Raw genomic sequence first — 18,129 nt, 5'->3', positions numbered from 1 at the left:
TCCCGCTCACTTAGTGCACCTCTTGCTTAATCAGGGCAACCACAGTTTGTTTAAGCCAATCGAAATGCGCACTAGGATGGCGTTTGGCACTGACAAGATAGAGCCGTGGCAGAGGATGATCCGCATACAGTAGTGCAGTGTCTATGGTCGATAAACAGCACACATGCAAACCGGGTAGTAGATAACTTTGTTCATACACCTTGCTGTAAGGCACTATGCTGAGAGTGTGATTGTCGGCCAAATAGCGGTAAAGATCATGAAACCCAAGGCTGGTTTGCATATTGTCGCGTGGCGCAAGATGACAAGCGCATTTTTGCTGGCGGCAATAGGCCTCAAAAGGATCCAGTGCAGCCTTATCAAGTTGATTAAATGCACTTAAATAAGGATAGTTCGCCATATTGGCTAAGCTTATCTCCTGCTGCAATATTGGGTGTTCTAGGCCGCACAACAGATAGAGGTGTGATAACGTTTTCAATGGCATAACACTAAGGCGTTGATCTTGTTGCAGCGCGCTCGGATTAGACTCACTCACTACCGCCATATCGATAAGGCCATTGGCGATGTCATCTAATACCGCTTGTGAGCCGCTACGCAGCTCAAAACTTATCGGCAGGTGCGCCTCGTTTATGGCCGCGCTCAATTGCTGGGGAAAATGGGCGATCAAGAGATCGCTGACATAGATCACCATCGCCGCATGTGATTCGGCAGCATTAATATGATTTAATTGATAAAGGTGCTCTGAGCACTGCACTAACTCCTTCACAATTGGGTATAACTGGCGGGTAAATTCGTTGGGTTCGAGGCCATGTTTTTTTCTAATAAACAGCGGATCATTAAACATCATCCGCGCATGCTGTAAACAACGACTTACCTTAGGGGCAGGTATATTCATATCGATGGCCACTGACGAGGCAGAATGCTTTTCATACAAATTAACTAGTATATTAGCACTGAGCATATCTAAACTATCTAGAGTTATATTTTTCATTTTAAAAATACCTCTACCGATTTAAAATACACCAGATCAAAGTATAGTTAATAAGCGAAATCCGACAATAACATTATTGACAACTCATGCATAAATTAAATTATGCGCAGCGTATAACTTTAAAATTCATATATTTATACATGAAGAGTAAAAACGCCAACTTTAAACAACTAAAATAGATATGCCGCAAATAATTAGATATTTATTAATTGAGATTGGCATATCCACCTCACGATAATCTACAAGTTGAAATTATAGAAATCAACTATCAGATCATGCGCTAACTTTTAATAATTTGATTTCAATAATTATTGTAAATATCACACATGAAGCAATAATAAAATAGAGAGAAAAAGCTAAGTCCCCTTGGAGGTTTATCATGAACGCCACCGCTACCGTTATTTTAAGTTATGCTTTTATGTACTTTGTTTTATTTATTATTGTGCCTCTCGTTATCGTGACCTTCGTAATGACGTGCATTAAGTTCTTTAGATCAACTGATGTACAGATGGTTGATGCGGCCGTAAGCATCAAGCCTCATCTGCTTGATCAAGAGTCAATGCAGTTTCTAAAAAGCTTAAAATCGATCGCGAGCAATCGCTACGATGTGCTGTACGGGGCGTCTCTGGTTAACGTGGTTGATATTGATGATTCGATTAAAAACCACGAAGAGGTACAAGACTTCATGGAACATTGCCACCTAGATTATGTGGTCGTCGACAATGAGTCTTCGGCAGTTAAACTGGTGGTGAGCGACACTGATCGCAGCTCACCTGAGCAGGTTAAGTTTATCGAAAAATGTTTAGATTACATTGGGGTGCAATTTATCAAGTTAGATAAACATAAGCAGTGTGATGAGATGCTGCTACGCAATGCACTCGCCGCCTAATGATTAACATTAATCTCGCTGTCATTGCCCAACCGAGCGTCAACCCAATACCTTGGCGCTCTCACCTCCGCCCGAGGTCATGCTCACCCTAAGGTGTAAGGATACGGTATGTGCCACATCAGCCGTTACATCTCAATACTGCTCACGTTTAGTGCCGCCGCATTAATTTACTGTACCCAACCTGTCATTAGTATTGCCGCCGAAGTCACGGCAATAACCAATACAAGCGCCAGCAGCGATACCTGCCTTAAATGCCACAAACGTAATGGTCAGATGCTCGGCTTACATGGCAACCCAGGCTTAGCCATCGTCTGCCAAGACTGCCACGGCGAAAAGGGCAACCACCCCAAAAAAGGGGCTTCCCTCAACCAGTTTGGCATCGACAGCCCTTTGCCTGCCCAGCAGCAAGCGGCCGTGTGTCTTACCTGTCATGATAATGAAACCTTGGCCGACGCCGACTGGACTCACAACGTCCATGCCGTGCGCGTCGGCTGCGCTCAATGCCACCAACTTCATCCAGAATCCGACCCTATGTTGTCGTTAAGCCGTCAGCAACATTGCCAGTTATGTGTTACCTGCCATAAGGTCAATCCATAGGAGGCCTGTTATGCTACATTCAAAACGCCAGTTTCTTAAAGGATGTGGGGCGCTGCTGGCAGGGGCCTCTGTATATGGCATCACCCAGTCTCCGTTAGCAGAGCACAGTGACACGAGCTCAGAGGCTGACATTAAGTACGCCATGGTACACGACGAAAATGCCTGCATCGGCTGTAATGCCTGCGTTGAAGCCTGCCGCGAGGTCAATCAGGTGCCCGAGGGGGTAACTCGGGTCAAGATTGAGCGCCGCGGGCCCTTTGGCGAGTATCCCAACCAGAGCTACCGCTTTAGCCGAGTCTCTTGCCAACATTGTGAGGCCGCGCCTTGCGTCAGGGTTTGCCCCACAGGCGCCGCTTATATTGACAAAGACACGGGTATAGTCGCAGTACATGAAGAGCGCTGCTTCGGTTGCCAATACTGCATTGCTGCTTGCCCTTATCAAGTACGCTTTATTAACCCAGAGACTCGCACCGCCGACAAGTGTGATTTTTGCCAGCAAACTCAGTTAAAGCAAGGGTTACAGCCAGCCTGCGTGCTCGCGTGTCCAACCAAGGCATTGACCTTTGGCAACCTTAAAGATGCCGATTCTGCCTTAGTCCACCTACTTAAAAGTAAGCCCACCTACCGTGCCAAAGTGGACTTAGGTACGCGGCCTAAGCTGTTCCATATCCAAACCATCGATGGGGAGATAATGCTATGAGTGCTTTTCATTTTGAAGGCCTGGTATGGCATTGGCCTATTGCCATCTATCTGTTTTTAGCGGGCTTGTCTGCTGGCGCAGTGTTTTTTGCCATCATGCTCAAACATGTTAAGTTAGCAGGCGAAGCCTATCATTCACCCTTTGTGCAAGCGGCGGCGATCATCGCTCCCTTAGCCCTATTTGGCGGTTTAGGGATCTTGGTTATCGATTTAACCAAGCCACTGGATTTTTGGAAGATTTTGGTGTTTTACAATATCACCTCTGTGATGTCGATGGGGGTGCTGGTTCTCATGGCTTATCAGGTGGCGTTATTTGCTTGGATTGCCTGCATCTTTAACAAAGGGATCTTGCAGTTATTAGGCGACAAGTGGATGTGGCTGCAGCGCGGACTTCGATGGCTAGTGGCCAAAGAGGCCGCCATCACAGGTATCTTAGTAATATTATCGATTTCCTTGGGCGCCTATACCGGCTTTTTGTTGTCGGCGCTGATTGGCTTTCCACTCCTGAATAATCCGGTATTACCCTTACTGTTTTTAATCTCGGGGCTCTCCTCTGGTGCAGCGGCAACCTTATTGGGCGGTGTGTTACTGCGCGGTAACCCTAATGGGGTTGAGGTGCGCTTTATTCATGGTATTGAGATCCCGCTGATCTTGGTGGAAATGGGCCTATTATTTACCTTCTTTGTCGGGTTGATTTTATCGGGTGGACAAAGCCAAGTGGCGGCCCTGAACGCTATCGGTTACGGGTTCTGGGGCTGGGTATTTTGGGGCGGTGTTATCGGTATCGGTTTAACCTTGCCACTGGCCTTTAATTTATGGATGAAGGTATCGGCCGACCGTAAATTTACCTATGTCGCGGTCACGGCTAGCTTTAGCCTGATCGGGGTATTTTTACTGCGTAACTTTATCCTCTATACCGGGCAGATGACCATCGCCTAGGTGATACCATCAGCACTTGGCATAGGCCTTATCTCGCCAGTACGCCCCATGAACAGCTGCGTACTGGCGCTCATCTTTACCAAACAAGCATTGAACCCCAGCACGCCGAGCACGTATACTGCTTACGAATAACACCTATGCTTAATGCGTTGATAAATGAATAAATATCATACTATTGCTGGCTTTTTTTTGCTGTATTGCTGCAATGCATTAAGCCTAGATCTGAGCCAATATGAGGACGATGTTGCCGCGTTACTGCGCGAGTATCAACATAACGCTCCCAGCTTAGCGCCCTCGGTATTAGTGCTTAATCAGGCCGAGCAAGAGCACACCTATGTCGATTTCGAACGCGGGCTGATTGTGGTTGAAAGTGTGAATAAAGCTTCGCTCAAACAAGCGGTGATCCAAGTGCTGCTGACTCAGATCGATCCCGAAGTGATCGATGCCAAAACCGCCCACGATTTTGGCCTCATCAATGGTAAACAGAAGCCCTTTTTTTGGGGGCAGGTACACGATCAAGATGGCCACCCCATCGAGTTTCATTGGCGGGCGGCGCGCTTTGCCGACTACCTTATCAATCAAAACCTTAATCAGCAAAGTGCCACCCCAGCGGCCCGTTTTCGAGTGGCAATTCGCATGGTCAACAATCACACCCAAATTGCCGGCAACAAGTATATTGAGTTTGTGCGCCAGTCGGCACGTACCTACGGGGTTAAACCTGATTTGATCATGGCGATCATGGAGACCGAAAGCGCCTTTAATCCCTTAGCCAAATCACGCTCTAATGCACTAGGGTTAATGCAGATAAAGGCCAACACCGCTGGGCGGGATTATTTTAATTTAATTAAAGGCTATGCCCATACGCCGTCAGCGGCCTATTTATACCATCCACAAAAAAATATTGAGGTCGCGACCGGTTATTTACACCTGCTCTCTAGCCGTTACCTTAAGGGCATTGACGATCCACAAAAGCGCGAATACGCGGTGATATCCAGTTATAACGGTGGCACAGGTAATTTATGGAAGAGCCTTAATCCCCGTGGCGATCGTCGCCAAGCCCTAGTCCGCATCAATAACATGACTCGCAGCGAATTTTATTGGTTTTTAACTCAGCGCCATATTCGACAAGAAAGCCGTAACTACCTAAAAAAAGTCACTAGCAAACGCCATAAATACCTTTAGAAGACATAAGCAATCATATCCTTAGCTAACAGGCTAGTTGCAGCGCTCAAAATGTGACCACCCATGCAGTTTTATTCTATTAGTGGTGCTATAACCACTCAACAAAGGATGGTGCCCAGCCTTACCCATTGATAAACACCACCACGGCTATACGCCCCTACTGATGAGTCACAGTGCTAGGGCGAATAATCGATGAGTACGACAAACTAACACAGGCTAACGCCCTGTGAGTGTATCCGTCATATACGTCTACTGCCCATCCTAAGTGAACAGTGAACCTTATCGGTGGCCCATCACCATCCCCAGCCACTGACAACGCAAGGAGCCAGGCTATGTACAAAAAAATCAGCCGCTTAGATTACTTTACCTTACAGGTATTTGTCGGCTTGGTTGAACTTAGAAATGGCATCGCGGTTGCTGAAAAACTACTGACTACTCAATCTAAGGTCAGCCGCTCATTGATGTGCCTGCGTGAGGTATTAGAAAATGAGCTATTTATCCGCCAGCAATATGGCTTTGAGCCCAATCATATTGCGCTACGCCTCTACCCCATGGTGCAGACCATTCTTGAGCAATACGACAAAATTATCGCCATCACCATAGGCAAAACCTTAGAGCCATTTCAGTTGACGATTGCCACATACGAACAGTGGTCATTAATGGTGATGAATAACCTGAAACACACCTGCCACTGTATTGAAGGCGGGGTCAATATCAATGTGATGCCATGGTCAGAAAACATCAGCCAGCGCTTGTGTCAGGGTAAAGTTGATTGCACCATCTCCACCGAACCTATCCATCATCCCATGGTGAATAACATTAAATTGGGTGATATTGATCATTTTTTTATGGTGGCTAGAAGCGGCCATCCGATCTTGAGCTCGACACAACCTCTGGTCGATCTATTTAACTACAACATCACCTTAGTCAACACCAACCTACATGAGCAGCAATTACACGGCATAGAGCAGTATGCCCAGGCCCATAATATCGATCTTAATATTGTGCTTCGAAGCCCTAGTTTGCGTATGTTGGTCGACCATACCAGTAGAAGCGATGATATTTGCTTGCTGTCATCTGTGATGTCACTGCCCTACTTTGAGCACCGCAGCGATGTGGGGTTTATCGATGTCTCCGAGCAGTGGCTTGCCACCAGCGGTCTGCCCTGTGACAGCTATTATCTGCATTGTCATCAGGGGGTGATTGAACCTCTGGCTAACTGTTTAAAAACCATGCTGACCGACAAGTTGCACGACATGCAAGCACGCTATCATGGCAAAACACCATCACTTAACTACACCAAGCTTAAACCTGTGTGCGGCGAAGGTTGTGGTTGTAATAGCGACTCTCGTGATGCGACTGGCGGCTCAAACGGCAAACCGCTTTAAACTCAAGGCGCTGGGCGCCGCGTAAAATGCAATCAATAGCAAGGCAAGCTCGCAAGCTTGCCTTGTTAATTTGCTCAAGAATAGAGCCTTTTTATCGATAGATAATTAGGGGCATAATATCAATATAGACTAACCGACTAGCGTAATACCTTGCTTAAAAATGCCTGAGTACGCACCTCTTTAGGGGCGCTAAACAGCGCTTGCGGTGAGCTATCTTCCACCACATAGCCCCCATCCATAAAAATCACTCTGTCGGACACATCTCGCGCAAAGCCCATTTCATGGGTGACAATCACCATGGTCATGCCCGCTAACGCCAAGGACTTCATCACATCGAGTACGTCGCCAACCATTTCAGGGTCGAGCGCCGAGGTAGGCTCATCAAATAGCATTAATTCAGGCTGCATCGCCAAGGCACGAGCAATGGCCACCCGCTGCTTTTGTCCACCCGATAAGCTGGCAGGATAAGCATTGGCTTTATCTTGCAAACCCACTTGTGCCAGCAACTCCACCGCCTGACGGTCGGCCTCAACTTGGCTCATCAAGCCAAGCTTTACTGGGGCTAAGGTAATATTTTGCATCACGGTTTTATGAGGAAACAGATTAAAGTTTTGAAACACCATCCCCACTTTTTGACGCAGCTTATCGATGCAGGCGCCTTTAGCCGTGATCGACTGACCATCGATAACAATATCACCTTCGGTCGGCTGTTCTAGCAAGTTGATACAGCGTAAAAAGGTACTCTTACCGCTACCACTTGGGCCAATTACGCTCACCACTTCACCGCGGGCAATATGCTGACTAATCCCCTTGAGCACCTGATTATCACCGAAGCTCTTATGTAAATTGGTTATCTTAATCACTTTGCTTTAGCCTCTTTTCCAGTTTTGACAGCATAAAGGTGAAGCTGTACGTCAGTAGCAGGTAGATGATTGCACAGGTAAATAGCGGCACACTGTCCTCAAAGGTACGGCTACGAATGATTTCGCCGGCGCGCATCAAATCGACGCCACCAATAAAGCCTATGACCGCAGTCTCTTTCAGTAGCACGATAAACTCGTTGCCAAGGGCGGGTAAAATCTTCTTTACCGCCTGCGGCATGATCACCTCTTTCATGGTCATCCCTGGAGACAAACCTAATGACCGCGCCGCCTCGGTTTGCCCTTTATCCACCGCTTCGATACCGGCGCGAATAATTTCAGAGATATAGGCGCCGCTGTTAAGGCCAAAGGCAATAATGGCCGCGGTTACCTTGTCGACATCTAAAGAGGATAATACGATAAAGTAAAGGATCACTAACTGCACAACCACTGGTGTACCGCGGATCACACCTACATATAAGTCGGCAGGCCAACGTAGATACCACTTAGATGACATCTTCATCATGGTGGTGGTAATGCCTAATATCGCCCCTAAGATCATGGCGAAAAAGGTGACCATCAAAGTGACCTTGAGACCATTTAAAATCAGCAAGATACCTATTAAGCCGTCGTCACCTATCGGGGTGAACAGCGAAGTGTTAATTGCATCTATCATGGATTGCTCACTTCATATGTTGGGCGATCAGTGCATCATACTGGCCACTGACCCTCATATTGGCCAAGGTCGTATTGATACTCTTAAGTAGCTCAGGCTGGCTCTTGCTCACAGCAAACCCATAAAACTCAGGCTCGAAGTCGAGGCTGATAAGTTTCAACTCTGGATTTTTAGCTAGGTAGTTAGCCGCAGGCTCACTATCAAATAGCACCAAATCCACCTTGCCATTTTTCAGCTCTTTAATAGCTTCAAAACCGGTATTAAAGGCGGTTACCTCTTGGGTATATTGCTTTGCCATGATGTCGGCCGTTGACCCTAACTGCACCGCAAAATGCTTGCCTTTAAGGTCATCAAGGCCGTGAATAGCTTCATCATTTTTATTCACTAACACCACTTGGGTTGCTTCATAGTATGGCGCCGAAAAATCAACGCTTTTTTGGCGTTCGGGGGTGATGGTCATCCCCGAGGCGATAAAATCAATTTTACCTGAGTTTAATGCCACGATGAGCGAATCAAACTTCATATTTTCGACCTTTAAGGTCTTGCCGGCGTCTTTAGCTATCTGACGCGCTAAATCTATATCGAAACCTTTGATTTCATCGCCACTAATACCACCGACATATTCAAAAGGTGGGAAGGCTGCATTGGTTCCAACCACGAGTACATCATCACTTTTACCACATCCAGTTAACAACAAGGCTACAACCAAGCTAAAACTGCCTAATAACACGGATTTGTTCATTGTAAACTCTCTTTTTCTATAAATACCCCAACAGCCACAGACTATAAGCACCCGCCCTTTTCGTGTCAATAAATATGCTGTTTATTCGATTTTTAATTCACTTTCAAGTTATAGATGTGGTCCTCTTCCCGTCAGATGACTGATAGATAGCGTGAGCAAACACCATTTTGTGCCACCCAATGACAGTGAATGTGATAGCATTTACACCTACTGCGCCCTGCAATTGGCGCCCATTATTCGGAACGCGAAAGCGCTCCTCTTTTCAAAGGAAGCCATTGTGAGCGAAGCTGGGATCCGTCTTAACAAGTACATCAGTGAAAGTGGTATTTGTTCTCGCCGAGAAGCCGATCGTTTTATCGAGCAAGGTAATGTTTTTATTAATGGTAAACGTGCTCAAATAGGCGACCAGGTCTCATTTGGCGATAAGGTGAAAGTGAATGGCCGCGATATTGAGCCAAGAGACGCCGACGACTTGGTATTTATCGCCTTAAATAAGCCTGTCGGCATCGTCAGCACCACCGAAAATGCCGAGCGCGATAACATCGTCGACTTCGTCAATCATAGCGAACGAGTGTTTCCCATTGGCCGCTTAGATAAAGACTCTCAAGGGCTGATATTCCTCACCAATAATGGCGACTTGGTCAATAAAATTTTGCGTGCTGGCAACAATCACGACAAAGAGTATGTGGTGACAGTGAACAAGCCGATCACTGAGGCGTTTTTAACAGGCATGCGCGCTGGCGTGCCCATGCTTGGGGTTATTACCAAGAAGTGTAAGGTAGAGCAGCTCTCTACTTTCGTGTTTAAAATCGTACTGGTACAAGGCCTTAACCGCCAAATCCGCAGAATGTGTGAGTATTTCAATTTTGAAGTGACCAAGCTTGAACGCCAAAGCATAATGAATGTCTCCTTAAAAGGATTACCTTTAGGAGAGTGGCGTGACTTAGATGAGGAGGAACTTTCAACCCTGTTTAAGCTTATCGAACACTCTTCATCTGAAGATAAGAAAAGCCCCAAAAAAGCGGTAAAAAAGCCTGCCAAGAAACCCAATAAATCGCTACGGGATAAGATTGAAGGCCCCGAGCACTTTATGCAACATCATGGTAAAAAGAAAAAACCTGCTGGCGCGAATAAAGGTAAGCCATCCCACTCTAGACGCCCTAAGCGTTAGCGCTCAATATAAAAATAATGCAACGAGTCGATTAACCCGTTGCATTATCGATTAGCCTACCTGCACTAAAAGTTATACGCGACCGATACGCCAATGTTTCTTGGATCAACGATTGCCACATAACCATCAGTATAATTGCGTCTAGGAGGTTGCCTGACCGTCACGGCTTGCTCATCGAATAGGTTGTTGACGAAACCACTAATACGCCAGTTTTCATTTTGATAATCGAGGTTAAAACGTGTGATCACATAGTCACCCGCGACTCGTTCCTCGCTATTATTGATATCACCAAAGTATTCACCGACATAATGCCCAGATACGCCTAAGGTTAACTCATCATTTAGCCAGTACTTTAAACCTACATTCGCGGTAACATTAGGCGCGGAATTAAGCTCATTACCTATGATGTCACCATAGGCCTGATCGGCCGATTTAATCTCACTTTCTAACAAACCAAAGCCACTGGTTAACTGCAAATTATCAGTTAACATCGCGGTCAATTCGACCTCGAGCCCCATAGTCTCCGCCTTATCAATATTGGTGATCCTACGTTGGCTATTCGATGCTTGATAACCCTCAAAATCGTTATAGAACAAATTGACATTCAAGTTGATATTGCCATTAAAGAAATGACTGCGTGAGCTGATCTCATAGGTATTAACCGACTCTTCGTCATAATAGTAATACTCATTATCGGCTGAGAGCGCACCGCCACCAGAGTTGTAACCTTGACGCGCACTGATCGATAAGGTGGTCGAGTCATCGACAAAATACTGTAAGACGAATTTAGGTAAGGTCACGGTATTATTCTTGTTTAACTGCTCATTGAACTCTTCGCCAGTTGATAACACGGCGAAATTACGCGTTTGCTCCTCATGCATGACTCTGCCACCGAGGGTCAGCCCTAGATGTTGGCTCAACTGATAATAAAGCTCTGCGTACACAGATTCAGACTCACTGGTGTCATCACCTTGATAGGGATAGCTTCCAACGCTAGCGAAATCTTGGTTACGTTTATGAAGAGACAAACCAACAAAGCCATTAAGGCTTGGGTCATCTAACCCAAAACTGTATTTTCCGTCTAAGGTGTAGCTTGTATCATCCATGGCAACATACTGCTGGCTGGTGATTTTAGGTTCGTAGGAGTTAAATCCCCATTGGTAATCCATATAGGCCAATAACAGATCGACACTTTGACTCTCACTAAGTTGATAATCAAATTTAACCGAATGAGTATGGGACTCGGTATCCATATATCTGTGCATGATCGACTTAAAGGCCCATGGATCATCACCGGAAAAAAATTTGCGCCCGGTATTGCCCTTCTCATGATTGTAGGAGTAACCGTAAAGCACTGTTAAATCTGTTAACCCTGCAGGTTGCCAGAGTAATTTTGCTCGCCAACGATTGGTCGTCAGTTCATTTTGGTCAAAGCTATCGGGATTACTTGCATAGATATGTTCTTCTACAAAGCTATCGCCGGTGACATTTTGACCACTTACGCGAAATGCCAGTTGGTCATCTAAAATCGGCCCAGATAGCATCACCGCACTGTCGAGGTAATTATCTTGATTACGATAACCAATGCGAGCCGCACCATTCCAATCAAATGTCGGATCTAAAGTCTTAATAAAGACGGTACCACCAATGCTATTGCGTCCATTTAACGTAGATTGAGGGCCTCTAAATACTTCAACTTGCTGAATATCCCAAAGGCCTGTATCTCCAGTTAAATCGGCGATAAAGGGTTCGGCCACTCCATCAATTAAGGTTGAGACCCTAGCATTAGCACCACCAGAAAAGGAGTTAAACCCTCCTGCGGCGCCATTACCCGTCACACCTCGAATATCGGGAACTGAGCCACTCAAGGCCACCACATTTGGGACCTCGGCGAGCAAATTTGAAATCGATTGATACTGGCCACTATCTAAGATCTCTTTATCAATCACAGATACTGATGACGTCGTGTCTTTAAGACTACGTTCCATTTTTTCCCCGTGCACAGTGATCACCTCCATCGGCTTCACGGGAGCATCGTCTGCTATCGCATAGGTGGTCAATAATAACGGCGAACAGAGCAAAGTCAGGGTGGGGAGTTTTTTTTGAAGCGCCTTATTGTTCATATAAACCCTCTGGTTAAGGCAAGAAAGGTGAGACGTAAATTAACAGGCCAATAATTTACGTTAACCAAAGATTAAATACAATTGAGAATCAATATCATTTACATTACTATATTTGTCAGCTTGAATAACTAACGTAACAAGGAATGAATACCGTGATGTTTCAGTTGATGGCTCTAGTACTGAGTTTTATAGGTACGGCCCTTATCTACTTAACCCGCAAACACCAGCGGGTACTGCGTCAACCTCTACCAACTCCGGCAGCCCTGATGGGATGGAGTTTACTGCTGGCAGCATTGCTCAGCTGGTTACAATTGTTAACCACGACCGCAGCTATATTCACTTGGTTATTTACCGCCATTAGCCTATGTGCCTGCATTCCATTTATCACCTTAATCCGCAAAAAAGAGCGCTCTTCATGAAAGTGTTATCTCCTGTCAATAAGATCCAACCGCAATGGTGGCAAAAAACGCTGATCGCTAGCCTGTTAGGATTCAGCTTGGCTTACGGCATCATAGGTTTATTCGCCTGGTTTGGCCCCGGAGGTATAGATGCGCCGACCAAAGTGCAATTTAATATGTGGCTGGTTTGCCTATTGTGGCTGTGCATTTTCAGCTTGAGTTTTATGTTCAAAACTGCACGTAATGCGCTGTTTTATTTAGGCGTAGCAAACCTAGCAAGCCTGCTTTTATTCGCCGTTTTGAGGTGGTCGCTGTGAAAATTCGTTCCGATATCCTACGCACATATCAGTCTATCCATACGTGGACAGGCATCATCGCCGGCTTATTTCTGTTCATCGGATTTTATGCCGGGTCATTGACCATGTTTAAGCCCCAGATTACTCAATGGGCAACACCACCTAGCCATCATTTACCCCAAGTAGACACTTCACAGCTTGATGATTTAGTCAAACAAGCGATGGCAAACCACGATAAAGCCAAACAAGGTTTTATCATTAGTTTCGATCAAGATAAGTCTCCCATGGCCTGGTACGAAAAGGGCGGTGGACGCGGCCTAAGACTCGACGATAGCCTGACTCAGGCGAGCCTCAATGACGATAATCAATTGACCACAGTGGCCAGTTCGAGCAATAAACTGGGCAGGCTCATCGATCAACTACACCGCACCGCAGGGATACCGGGTAAGATCGGCCATGAAAGATTAGGGGTATTAGTACTGGGTATCGCATCGCTACTCTATTTCTTGGCGCTCGTCTCAGGGGTGATTTTTTTACTGCCCACAATGATGAAGACCCTGTTTGCGCTGCGTAAAAATAAAGGAGCTAATCGCTTTTGGCTCGATAGCCATAACCTAGTGGGGATCTTTAGCCTCCCCTTTCACATCATTATTGCTTGGAGTGTCGTCATATTTGCCTTTCACGATGTACTCTACGGCGGGTTAAGTCTGGTCTATGGCGATAAGCCGATGTTCTCCCCCAGACCCCAGTCCAATATCAGCTACTCGGTTGCCGATCTGCCACCCGTCACCAGTTATCTAGAGAGAATCAATGCCATGAGCGAGGGCTACCGCATAAGCTCCATGGCGTTCTCTAGGCTGGACAGCAGCAACCCAAGCCTTGCGGTAAAACTGGTTAGCGATAATACCATCATGCGCGGCGGCTATAGCGATTACATCTATATGAATCCTTATACCCAAAAAATCGCTTTCAACACCATTGCCAACGACGAGGCTGGTATCTATACCGCCATCGTTAATAGCTTTTTCGGTCTACACTTTGGTAACTATGCCGGTTACTTTGGCCGTTGGCTTTATTTCGCTATGGGGTTGCTAGGTGCCTTTTTGTTCTATAGCGGCAATTTATTGTGGCTCGAAAAGCGCCGACAAAAACAGGGACAACAGACTCGCTCAAGTTACCTGATGGCCGCGTTAACTGTAGGTGTCTGCTTGGGTTCGATATTAGGCGTTTGCGTCGCGATACTCGCCACGAAATGGCTCTATATATTTGAGCTTCAAACCAACTACTCTTATCTCTACTGCTATTACCTTAGCTTCTTTGGCGCTATTGGCTACGCTTTATGGCGCGGAGCGGCAATTGCGGCGATTCACTTATTACGGAGCTTAGCGGCCACCTGTTTACTGATCCCGCTGACATCCCTAGCACTGGCTTCTCCGCAATTATTTGAGACGTGGTCCCTAGGGGGACTTTATGGGGCATCGGTTGAAATTGTGGCAACAATATTTGCATTGCTGTTTTATATTGCCAGCCGAAAAACATACTTAAGAGCACATCGGGGGGAGCCAAATAGCATTTGGGCAATAGCCACCAAAGCCGAAACTGTTCAAAGTATATCGCCTTTAAAGGCCGAGACGGCTTAAGCCTTAAGCCAATAACAACCGCTAAAATTAAACTCATAGCTGACATAAAACCAGCGCAGTCACTCAAAGTGACTGCGGCTGGCTCCCCTAACGCAACTGCCTGTGCTCAGTCTTTTAAACTTCATTTAAGTGGGGCAATATGTTCGGCACACTAAACAACCTATATTCAGGTTAAATAAAAAATTCACCACACTTAACCCTTTTAGCAAACTCGGCCGTTTATAAGCATAGGATTGACAATCTCTAGGCTCAATCAATGACTAACATCCTTATTTCGGAGTAAACAATGAAAAAAACCATATTAGCAACATTAACGGCAAGTTTGTTGAGCAGCACCCTGGCTATCGCAGCCACAAAGGCTGAAGCCAATGAACTCAATTTTCCCCATATTGAAACCGTCGGCACCAGCCAGGTGATGGTTAAGGCCGATATGGCGGAAATTAATGTCGAAGTGGTCAGCGAGGCTAAGACTCCGGCAGACGCTAAGGCTAATTCCGATAAGGCGGTCGCAGACTTTTTAGCCCGTTTAGCCGAAGCAGGCGTCGAACGCGACCAGATCCACAGCGCCAACCTTTCACTGCAAGCCAAACAGCAATACAACAGTGACACTCGCACCACAACCGAAGTGGGTTATCGTGCCAGTCGTCAAGTGACCGTCACAGTAGTGGAGCTGAAACAACTAAATAAAATATTAGATACGGCGCTTGAACAGGGGATTAATCGAGTTAACAATATTAGCTTTACCTCGAGTAAAACCGACGAATTAATCGCACAGGCACGCAAACAGGCGATCGCCGATGCCCAGCAAAAAGCCAAGGCCTTAGCCGCCGAATTTGGTACAGAGGTAGATAGAGTATGGCAGATCCGTTATTACGATCAGCGTCAGGTACAGCCGGTGATGTATCGCATGGACGCCGCACCAAAAGGCAATGTTGCCGAGAGTTATCAGCAGGCGCAAACCACGGTGAGTGACCGAGTCGAAGTGATCTATCGCTTGAAATAAGTACGGTTAACGAGGGCCTGTTGATCTTTGCGGGTTGAATCTTGTTCGAGACAAAAACGTGTTAATTGAGGCGAGTGGATTGCAGCCTAGTCATCTAAGCAAAATGCACTTAACAAAGAGTAAAACGTTTTTAGCCGAACCCTTCGGGCAGCGTTTGTTGAGTATTTCTACTGCGTTCTCAGCTTGTTATATAGAATTACTACACCACAAAGCTTCTGCCTTGTATCAATACTCAATCATTCGCTGCAAAAATAACCTTGAAAGATCAACAGGCCTTAGATAGGCCGCCTCATCAGATATAGATACTGCATATCAGATAGGGCGGCAAGCTAGATCTCATTGATAAACTCAGCAACATCGACTTTTAACAATCTATTTCAACAACTTAGTCATCTTGATTCAATTGAAGCTTTTTGGCTAGCGGCTCAATAGCCGCCCCTTGAATGACAATAGAAAATAGCACCATAAAGAACACGATATGCACTAATTCGATGGCGCCATCGACTCCTGCAGCCGCCGGAATTAACGCAAATACAATTGGAGTAGCCCCCTTTAAGCCTATTGATGAGATAAACAGCCGCTTTTGCCAACTGGCCTGCCTAAAGGGCAAGTAACACAGCTGCACCGCTAACGGCCGCGCCACAAACATCAGCAATACTGCCGGCAGCAGTGACAGGGTAAACACCGACATCAAGGTTTGGGGAAACATCTGCAGCCCCAAGACAATAAACATCAATGACTGAGCTAACCACGACATGCTATTAAAGAAGTGGCGCGTCACCTCGCCGCCACGCTTGATTCCATTGCCTAACACGACCCCCGCAACGTAAGAAGCAATCAAAATATTGCCGCCCGCGAGTTCACTGCCGTAGGCCGCAAGCACAAAGCATGCTAATACGAACACAGGGATCAGACCATACTCTTGCAACTGAATATGATTAAGCGCCCATACGCCCAGCTTAGCCACCACGAAAGCAATTAAGATACCAAACAGAATTTGCAGCACTAAAGTTTGGCCTATCTCCCATGCCGATATTGCTTCATTGGGCGCGAGGGCGATACCGGTTAAAATCATCACCATCACCAGCGCGACAGGATCGTTGGTGGCCGATTCAAACTCCAAAATACGATCGGTCTGCTGCTTTAATTTGAGTTTTTTCGCCTCAAGAATTGAAAACACCGCGGCCGCGTCGGTAGATGACACCATCGCCGCAAACAACAGACAAATAATCGGGCCCCAGTTGGTGAGCGGATAGAGTAATAATGCCAACAAGAGTGTTGTCAGCACCACGCCAAAGGTCGCCAACACACCGCCCTCTTTGTAAGCCAATTTAATGCTCTCGGTGGAGGTATTAATACCGCCCACAAACACGATCACATTAAGGGCGACCCCGCCCACCATCGAAGTGACGGCCAAATTATCATACACAAAATTAAATTCGCCATTGCCCAGCGCTAAGCCTACTCCCATAAAAATCAGTAAGCTTGGCAGCCCAAAGGTTTTAGACGGATGATGTAATAAAATACCCACGGCAATCAATGCCGCAATTCCCAGTAAGATAATTTCGTAAGACATCGATATCCTTTTTTAGACGGCTAAAGAACTCAGCCTAAGAAGACGCATGGGCGCCATCGATTCTATAACTGTATATGGCTGATGAGCCCAACCTCCACCAGCCAAACACGTAATGCAGACTTAATAGGTTAAGCCTAACGCCGTGTTAAATAAGGCCGCGCTAATAAGACAACCCCAACGATTAAGAAAGGCACGCTCAACATCTGCCCAGCACTAATGGCCCAATCTTGGGCGTAGGCCGCCTGCTTTACCTTGATCTCTTCGATGATAAACCGCGCGCTGAACACCAACACTAAAAATAGACCGAAAATCGCACCTTGTTTTTGCTTCATCTGCGTAGTGCGATAGATGAACCACAGGCTGATAAAGATAATTAAATAAGCCAACGCCTCATATAACTGAGCCGGATGGCGAGGTAGGCGATCGATACGCTCAAAAATGATCCCCCAAGGCTTATCTGTCACCACACCTAAGATCTCTGAATTGGCAAAATTGGCCATGCGCACAAAAAAGCCAAAGATGGCGGTGGCGATCGCCAAGCGATCGAGTAAAAACAGAAAGGGTAATTTGGTCTTAGTATGATAATAATACAGGGCTAATATGGCCCCTATTCCACCGCCGTGGCTGGCAAGTCCACCTTCCCAAATCGCTAAAATTTTCAACGGATGGGCAAAATAATAGCCAGGATCATAAAACAATACATGGGCTAATCGCGCACCGATAATGATGCCTACCACACAATAAATCAGTAGGTTATCTAACGACTCTACATCTAAACTTTCACGTACATAAATACGCTTCATCACCTGAAAACCGCTGGCGATCGCCAAGGCAAACAGTACGCCATACCAATGTATTTTAAGTCCCATGAACGAGATCATCACAGGATCGATATTCCAAACTATGTGCTGCAAACGCTTTACTCCATAAGGTGCAGGCCGAGTGACCCGCTTAAATAATCT

General features: G+C 46.2%; 18 protein-coding genes. 11 read left to right on the top strand and 7 right to left on the bottom strand.

Annotated features, from left to right (window positions below; all coding sequences use genetic code 11):
* Positions 1–10: 10 nt before the first annotated feature.
* Complete coding sequence (locus DN599_RS01405) at positions 11–988, bottom strand: LysR family transcriptional regulator (protein WP_110455871.1); 978 nt, start codon at positions 986–988, stop codon at positions 11–13.
* Positions 989–1,367: 379 nt separating this feature from the next.
* On the opposite strand from DN599_RS01405, the gene DN599_RS01400 reads away from it, so the two are divergent.
* The 6 genes from DN599_RS01400 to DN599_RS01375 all read left to right on the top strand — a co-directional run bounded on the left by DN599_RS01400 (position 1,368) and on the right by DN599_RS01375 (position 6,682).
* On the top strand, positions 1,368–1,877 hold the full coding sequence (locus DN599_RS01400; protein WP_110455870.1) for a DUF2726 domain-containing protein: 510 nt from the start codon (positions 1,368–1,370) through the stop codon (positions 1,875–1,877).
* A gap of 108 nt (positions 1,878–1,985) precedes the next feature.
* Entirely contained in the window at positions 1,986–2,474 is a 489-nt protein-coding gene (locus tag DN599_RS01395; RefSeq protein WP_110455869.1) for a nitrite reductase, read from the top strand.
* A gap of 10 nt (positions 2,475–2,484) precedes the next feature.
* A complete protein-coding gene (locus DN599_RS01390) occupies positions 2,485–3,174 on the top strand; it encodes a 4Fe-4S dicluster domain-containing protein (RefSeq protein ID WP_110455868.1) in 690 nt (229 codons plus the stop codon).
* Complete coding sequence (nrfD, locus tag DN599_RS01385; protein ID WP_110455867.1) at positions 3,171–4,112, top strand: cytochrome c nitrite reductase subunit NrfD; 942 nt, start codon at positions 3,171–3,173, stop codon at positions 4,110–4,112. The genes DN599_RS01390 and nrfD overlap by 4 nt, the downstream gene beginning before the upstream one ends.
* A gap of 156 nt (positions 4,113–4,268) precedes the next feature.
* Positions 4,269–5,294 (top strand): murein transglycosylase domain-containing protein, encoded by a 1,026-nt coding sequence (locus tag DN599_RS01380; RefSeq protein WP_110455866.1) that lies wholly within the window; start codon positions 4,269–4,271, stop codon positions 5,292–5,294.
* Between the two features lie 332 nt (positions 5,295–5,626).
* Positions 5,627–6,682 (top strand): LysR family transcriptional regulator, encoded by a 1,056-nt coding sequence (locus tag DN599_RS01375; protein ID WP_110455865.1) that lies wholly within the window; start codon positions 5,627–5,629, stop codon positions 6,680–6,682.
* A 137-nt stretch (positions 6,683–6,819) separates the two neighbouring features.
* Here DN599_RS01375 and DN599_RS01370 read toward each other — a convergent pair whose 3' ends face one another.
* From DN599_RS01370 to DN599_RS01360, 3 genes are read right to left on the bottom strand one after another with little or no spacing between them, the layout of a single operon-like run.
* Complete coding sequence (locus DN599_RS01370; protein WP_110455864.1) at positions 6,820–7,545, bottom strand: amino acid ABC transporter ATP-binding protein; 726 nt, start codon at positions 7,543–7,545, stop codon at positions 6,820–6,822.
* A complete protein-coding gene (locus DN599_RS01365) occupies positions 7,538–8,218 on the bottom strand; it encodes an amino acid ABC transporter permease (protein ID WP_110455863.1) in 681 nt (226 codons plus the stop codon). Before DN599_RS01365 ends, DN599_RS01370 begins: the two co-directional genes overlap by 8 nt.
* 7 nt (positions 8,219–8,225) lie before the next feature.
* Positions 8,226–8,960 (bottom strand): basic amino acid ABC transporter substrate-binding protein, encoded by a 735-nt coding sequence (locus DN599_RS01360; protein WP_110455862.1) that lies wholly within the window; start codon positions 8,958–8,960, stop codon positions 8,226–8,228.
* 277 nt (positions 8,961–9,237) lie between these two features.
* Between DN599_RS01360 and rluF the strand changes: the two genes are divergently transcribed.
* Complete coding sequence (rluF, locus tag DN599_RS01355; protein ID WP_204165082.1) at positions 9,238–10,131, top strand: 23S rRNA pseudouridine(2604) synthase RluF; 894 nt, start codon at positions 9,238–9,240, stop codon at positions 10,129–10,131.
* A gap of 65 nt (positions 10,132–10,196) precedes the next feature.
* On the opposite strand, the gene DN599_RS01350 is transcribed toward rluF, so the two are convergent.
* The gene (locus tag DN599_RS01350; RefSeq protein ID WP_110455861.1) at positions 10,197–12,254 is read right to left on the bottom strand and encodes a TonB-dependent receptor; all 2,058 of its coding nucleotides are present in this window, start codon (positions 12,252–12,254) and stop codon (positions 10,197–10,199) included.
* A 152-nt stretch (positions 12,255–12,406) separates the two neighbouring features.
* Here DN599_RS01350 and DN599_RS01345 point away from each other — a divergent pair, with 152 nt between their 5' ends.
* The 4 genes from DN599_RS01345 (at position 12,407) to DN599_RS01330 (ending at position 15,591) form a co-directional block, all read left to right on the top strand.
* Positions 12,407–12,673, top strand: coding sequence for a hypothetical protein (locus DN599_RS01345; RefSeq protein WP_162599131.1), 267 nt, complete (start codon positions 12,407–12,409; stop codon positions 12,671–12,673).
* Entirely contained in the window at positions 12,670–12,969 is a 300-nt protein-coding gene (locus tag DN599_RS01340; protein ID WP_110455859.1) for a hypothetical protein, read from the top strand. The genes DN599_RS01345 and DN599_RS01340 overlap by 4 nt, the downstream gene beginning before the upstream one ends.
* On the top strand, positions 12,966–14,588 hold the full coding sequence (locus DN599_RS01335; RefSeq protein ID WP_110455858.1) for a PepSY-associated TM helix domain-containing protein: 1,623 nt from the start codon (positions 12,966–12,968) through the stop codon (positions 14,586–14,588). The genes DN599_RS01340 and DN599_RS01335 overlap by 4 nt, the downstream gene beginning before the upstream one ends.
* Positions 14,589–14,874: 286 nt before the next feature.
* Positions 14,875–15,591, top strand: coding sequence for an oxidative stress defense protein (locus tag DN599_RS01330; protein ID WP_110455857.1), 717 nt, complete (start codon positions 14,875–14,877; stop codon positions 15,589–15,591).
* A 385-nt stretch (positions 15,592–15,976) separates the two neighbouring features.
* Here the strand turns inward: DN599_RS01330 and DN599_RS01315 are convergent, their stop codons facing one another.
* Both DN599_RS01315 and lgt read right to left on the bottom strand, forming a co-directional pair.
* Complete coding sequence (locus DN599_RS01315) at positions 15,977–17,167, bottom strand: potassium/proton antiporter (RefSeq protein WP_110455855.1); 1,191 nt, start codon at positions 17,165–17,167, stop codon at positions 15,977–15,979.
* 134 nt (positions 17,168–17,301) lie between these two features.
* Entirely contained in the window at positions 17,302–18,081 is a 780-nt protein-coding gene (lgt, locus tag DN599_RS01310) for a prolipoprotein diacylglyceryl transferase (protein WP_110456751.1), read from the bottom strand.
* Between the last annotated feature and the right edge of the window lie 48 nt (positions 18,082–18,129).

This window comes from Shewanella algidipiscicola, assembly GCF_900380485.1.
GTDB classification, from domain to species: Bacteria; Pseudomonadota; Gammaproteobacteria; order Enterobacterales; family Shewanellaceae; genus Shewanella; species Shewanella algidipiscicola.
Note: the sequence above shows the minus strand (reverse complement) of the source record. Positions and strands in the feature narration are given on the sequence as shown.

Coding starts and splice junctions, on each gene's coding strand:
- DN599_RS01405 (WP_110455871.1), bottom strand. CDS start 988: ATGAAAAATATAACTCTAGATAGTTTAGATATGCTCAGTGCTAATATA.
- DN599_RS01400 (WP_110455870.1), top strand. CDS start 1,368: ATGAACGCCACCGCTACCGTTATTTTAAGTTATGCTTTTATGTACTTT.
- DN599_RS01395 (WP_110455869.1), top strand. CDS start 1,986: ATGTGCCACATCAGCCGTTACATCTCAATACTGCTCACGTTTAGTGCC.
- DN599_RS01390 (WP_110455868.1), top strand. CDS start 2,485: ATGCTACATTCAAAACGCCAGTTTCTTAAAGGATGTGGGGCGCTGCTG.
- nrfD (WP_110455867.1), top strand. CDS start 3,171: ATGAGTGCTTTTCATTTTGAAGGCCTGGTATGGCATTGGCCTATTGCC.
- DN599_RS01380 (WP_110455866.1), top strand. CDS start 4,269: ATGAATAAATATCATACTATTGCTGGCTTTTTTTTGCTGTATTGCTGC.
- DN599_RS01375 (WP_110455865.1), top strand. CDS start 5,627: ATGTACAAAAAAATCAGCCGCTTAGATTACTTTACCTTACAGGTATTT.
- DN599_RS01365 (WP_110455863.1), bottom strand. CDS start 8,218: ATGATAGATGCAATTAACACTTCGCTGTTCACCCCGATAGGTGACGAC.
- DN599_RS01360 (WP_110455862.1), bottom strand. CDS start 8,960: ATGAACAAATCCGTGTTATTAGGCAGTTTTAGCTTGGTTGTAGCCTTG.
- DN599_RS01350 (WP_110455861.1), bottom strand. CDS start 12,254: ATGAACAATAAGGCGCTTCAAAAAAAACTCCCCACCCTGACTTTGCTC.
- DN599_RS01340 (WP_110455859.1), top strand. CDS start 12,670: ATGAAAGTGTTATCTCCTGTCAATAAGATCCAACCGCAATGGTGGCAA.
- DN599_RS01330 (WP_110455857.1), top strand. CDS start 14,875: ATGAAAAAAACCATATTAGCAACATTAACGGCAAGTTTGTTGAGCAGC.
- DN599_RS01315 (WP_110455855.1), bottom strand. CDS start 17,167: ATGTCTTACGAAATTATCTTACTGGGAATTGCGGCATTGATTGCCGTG.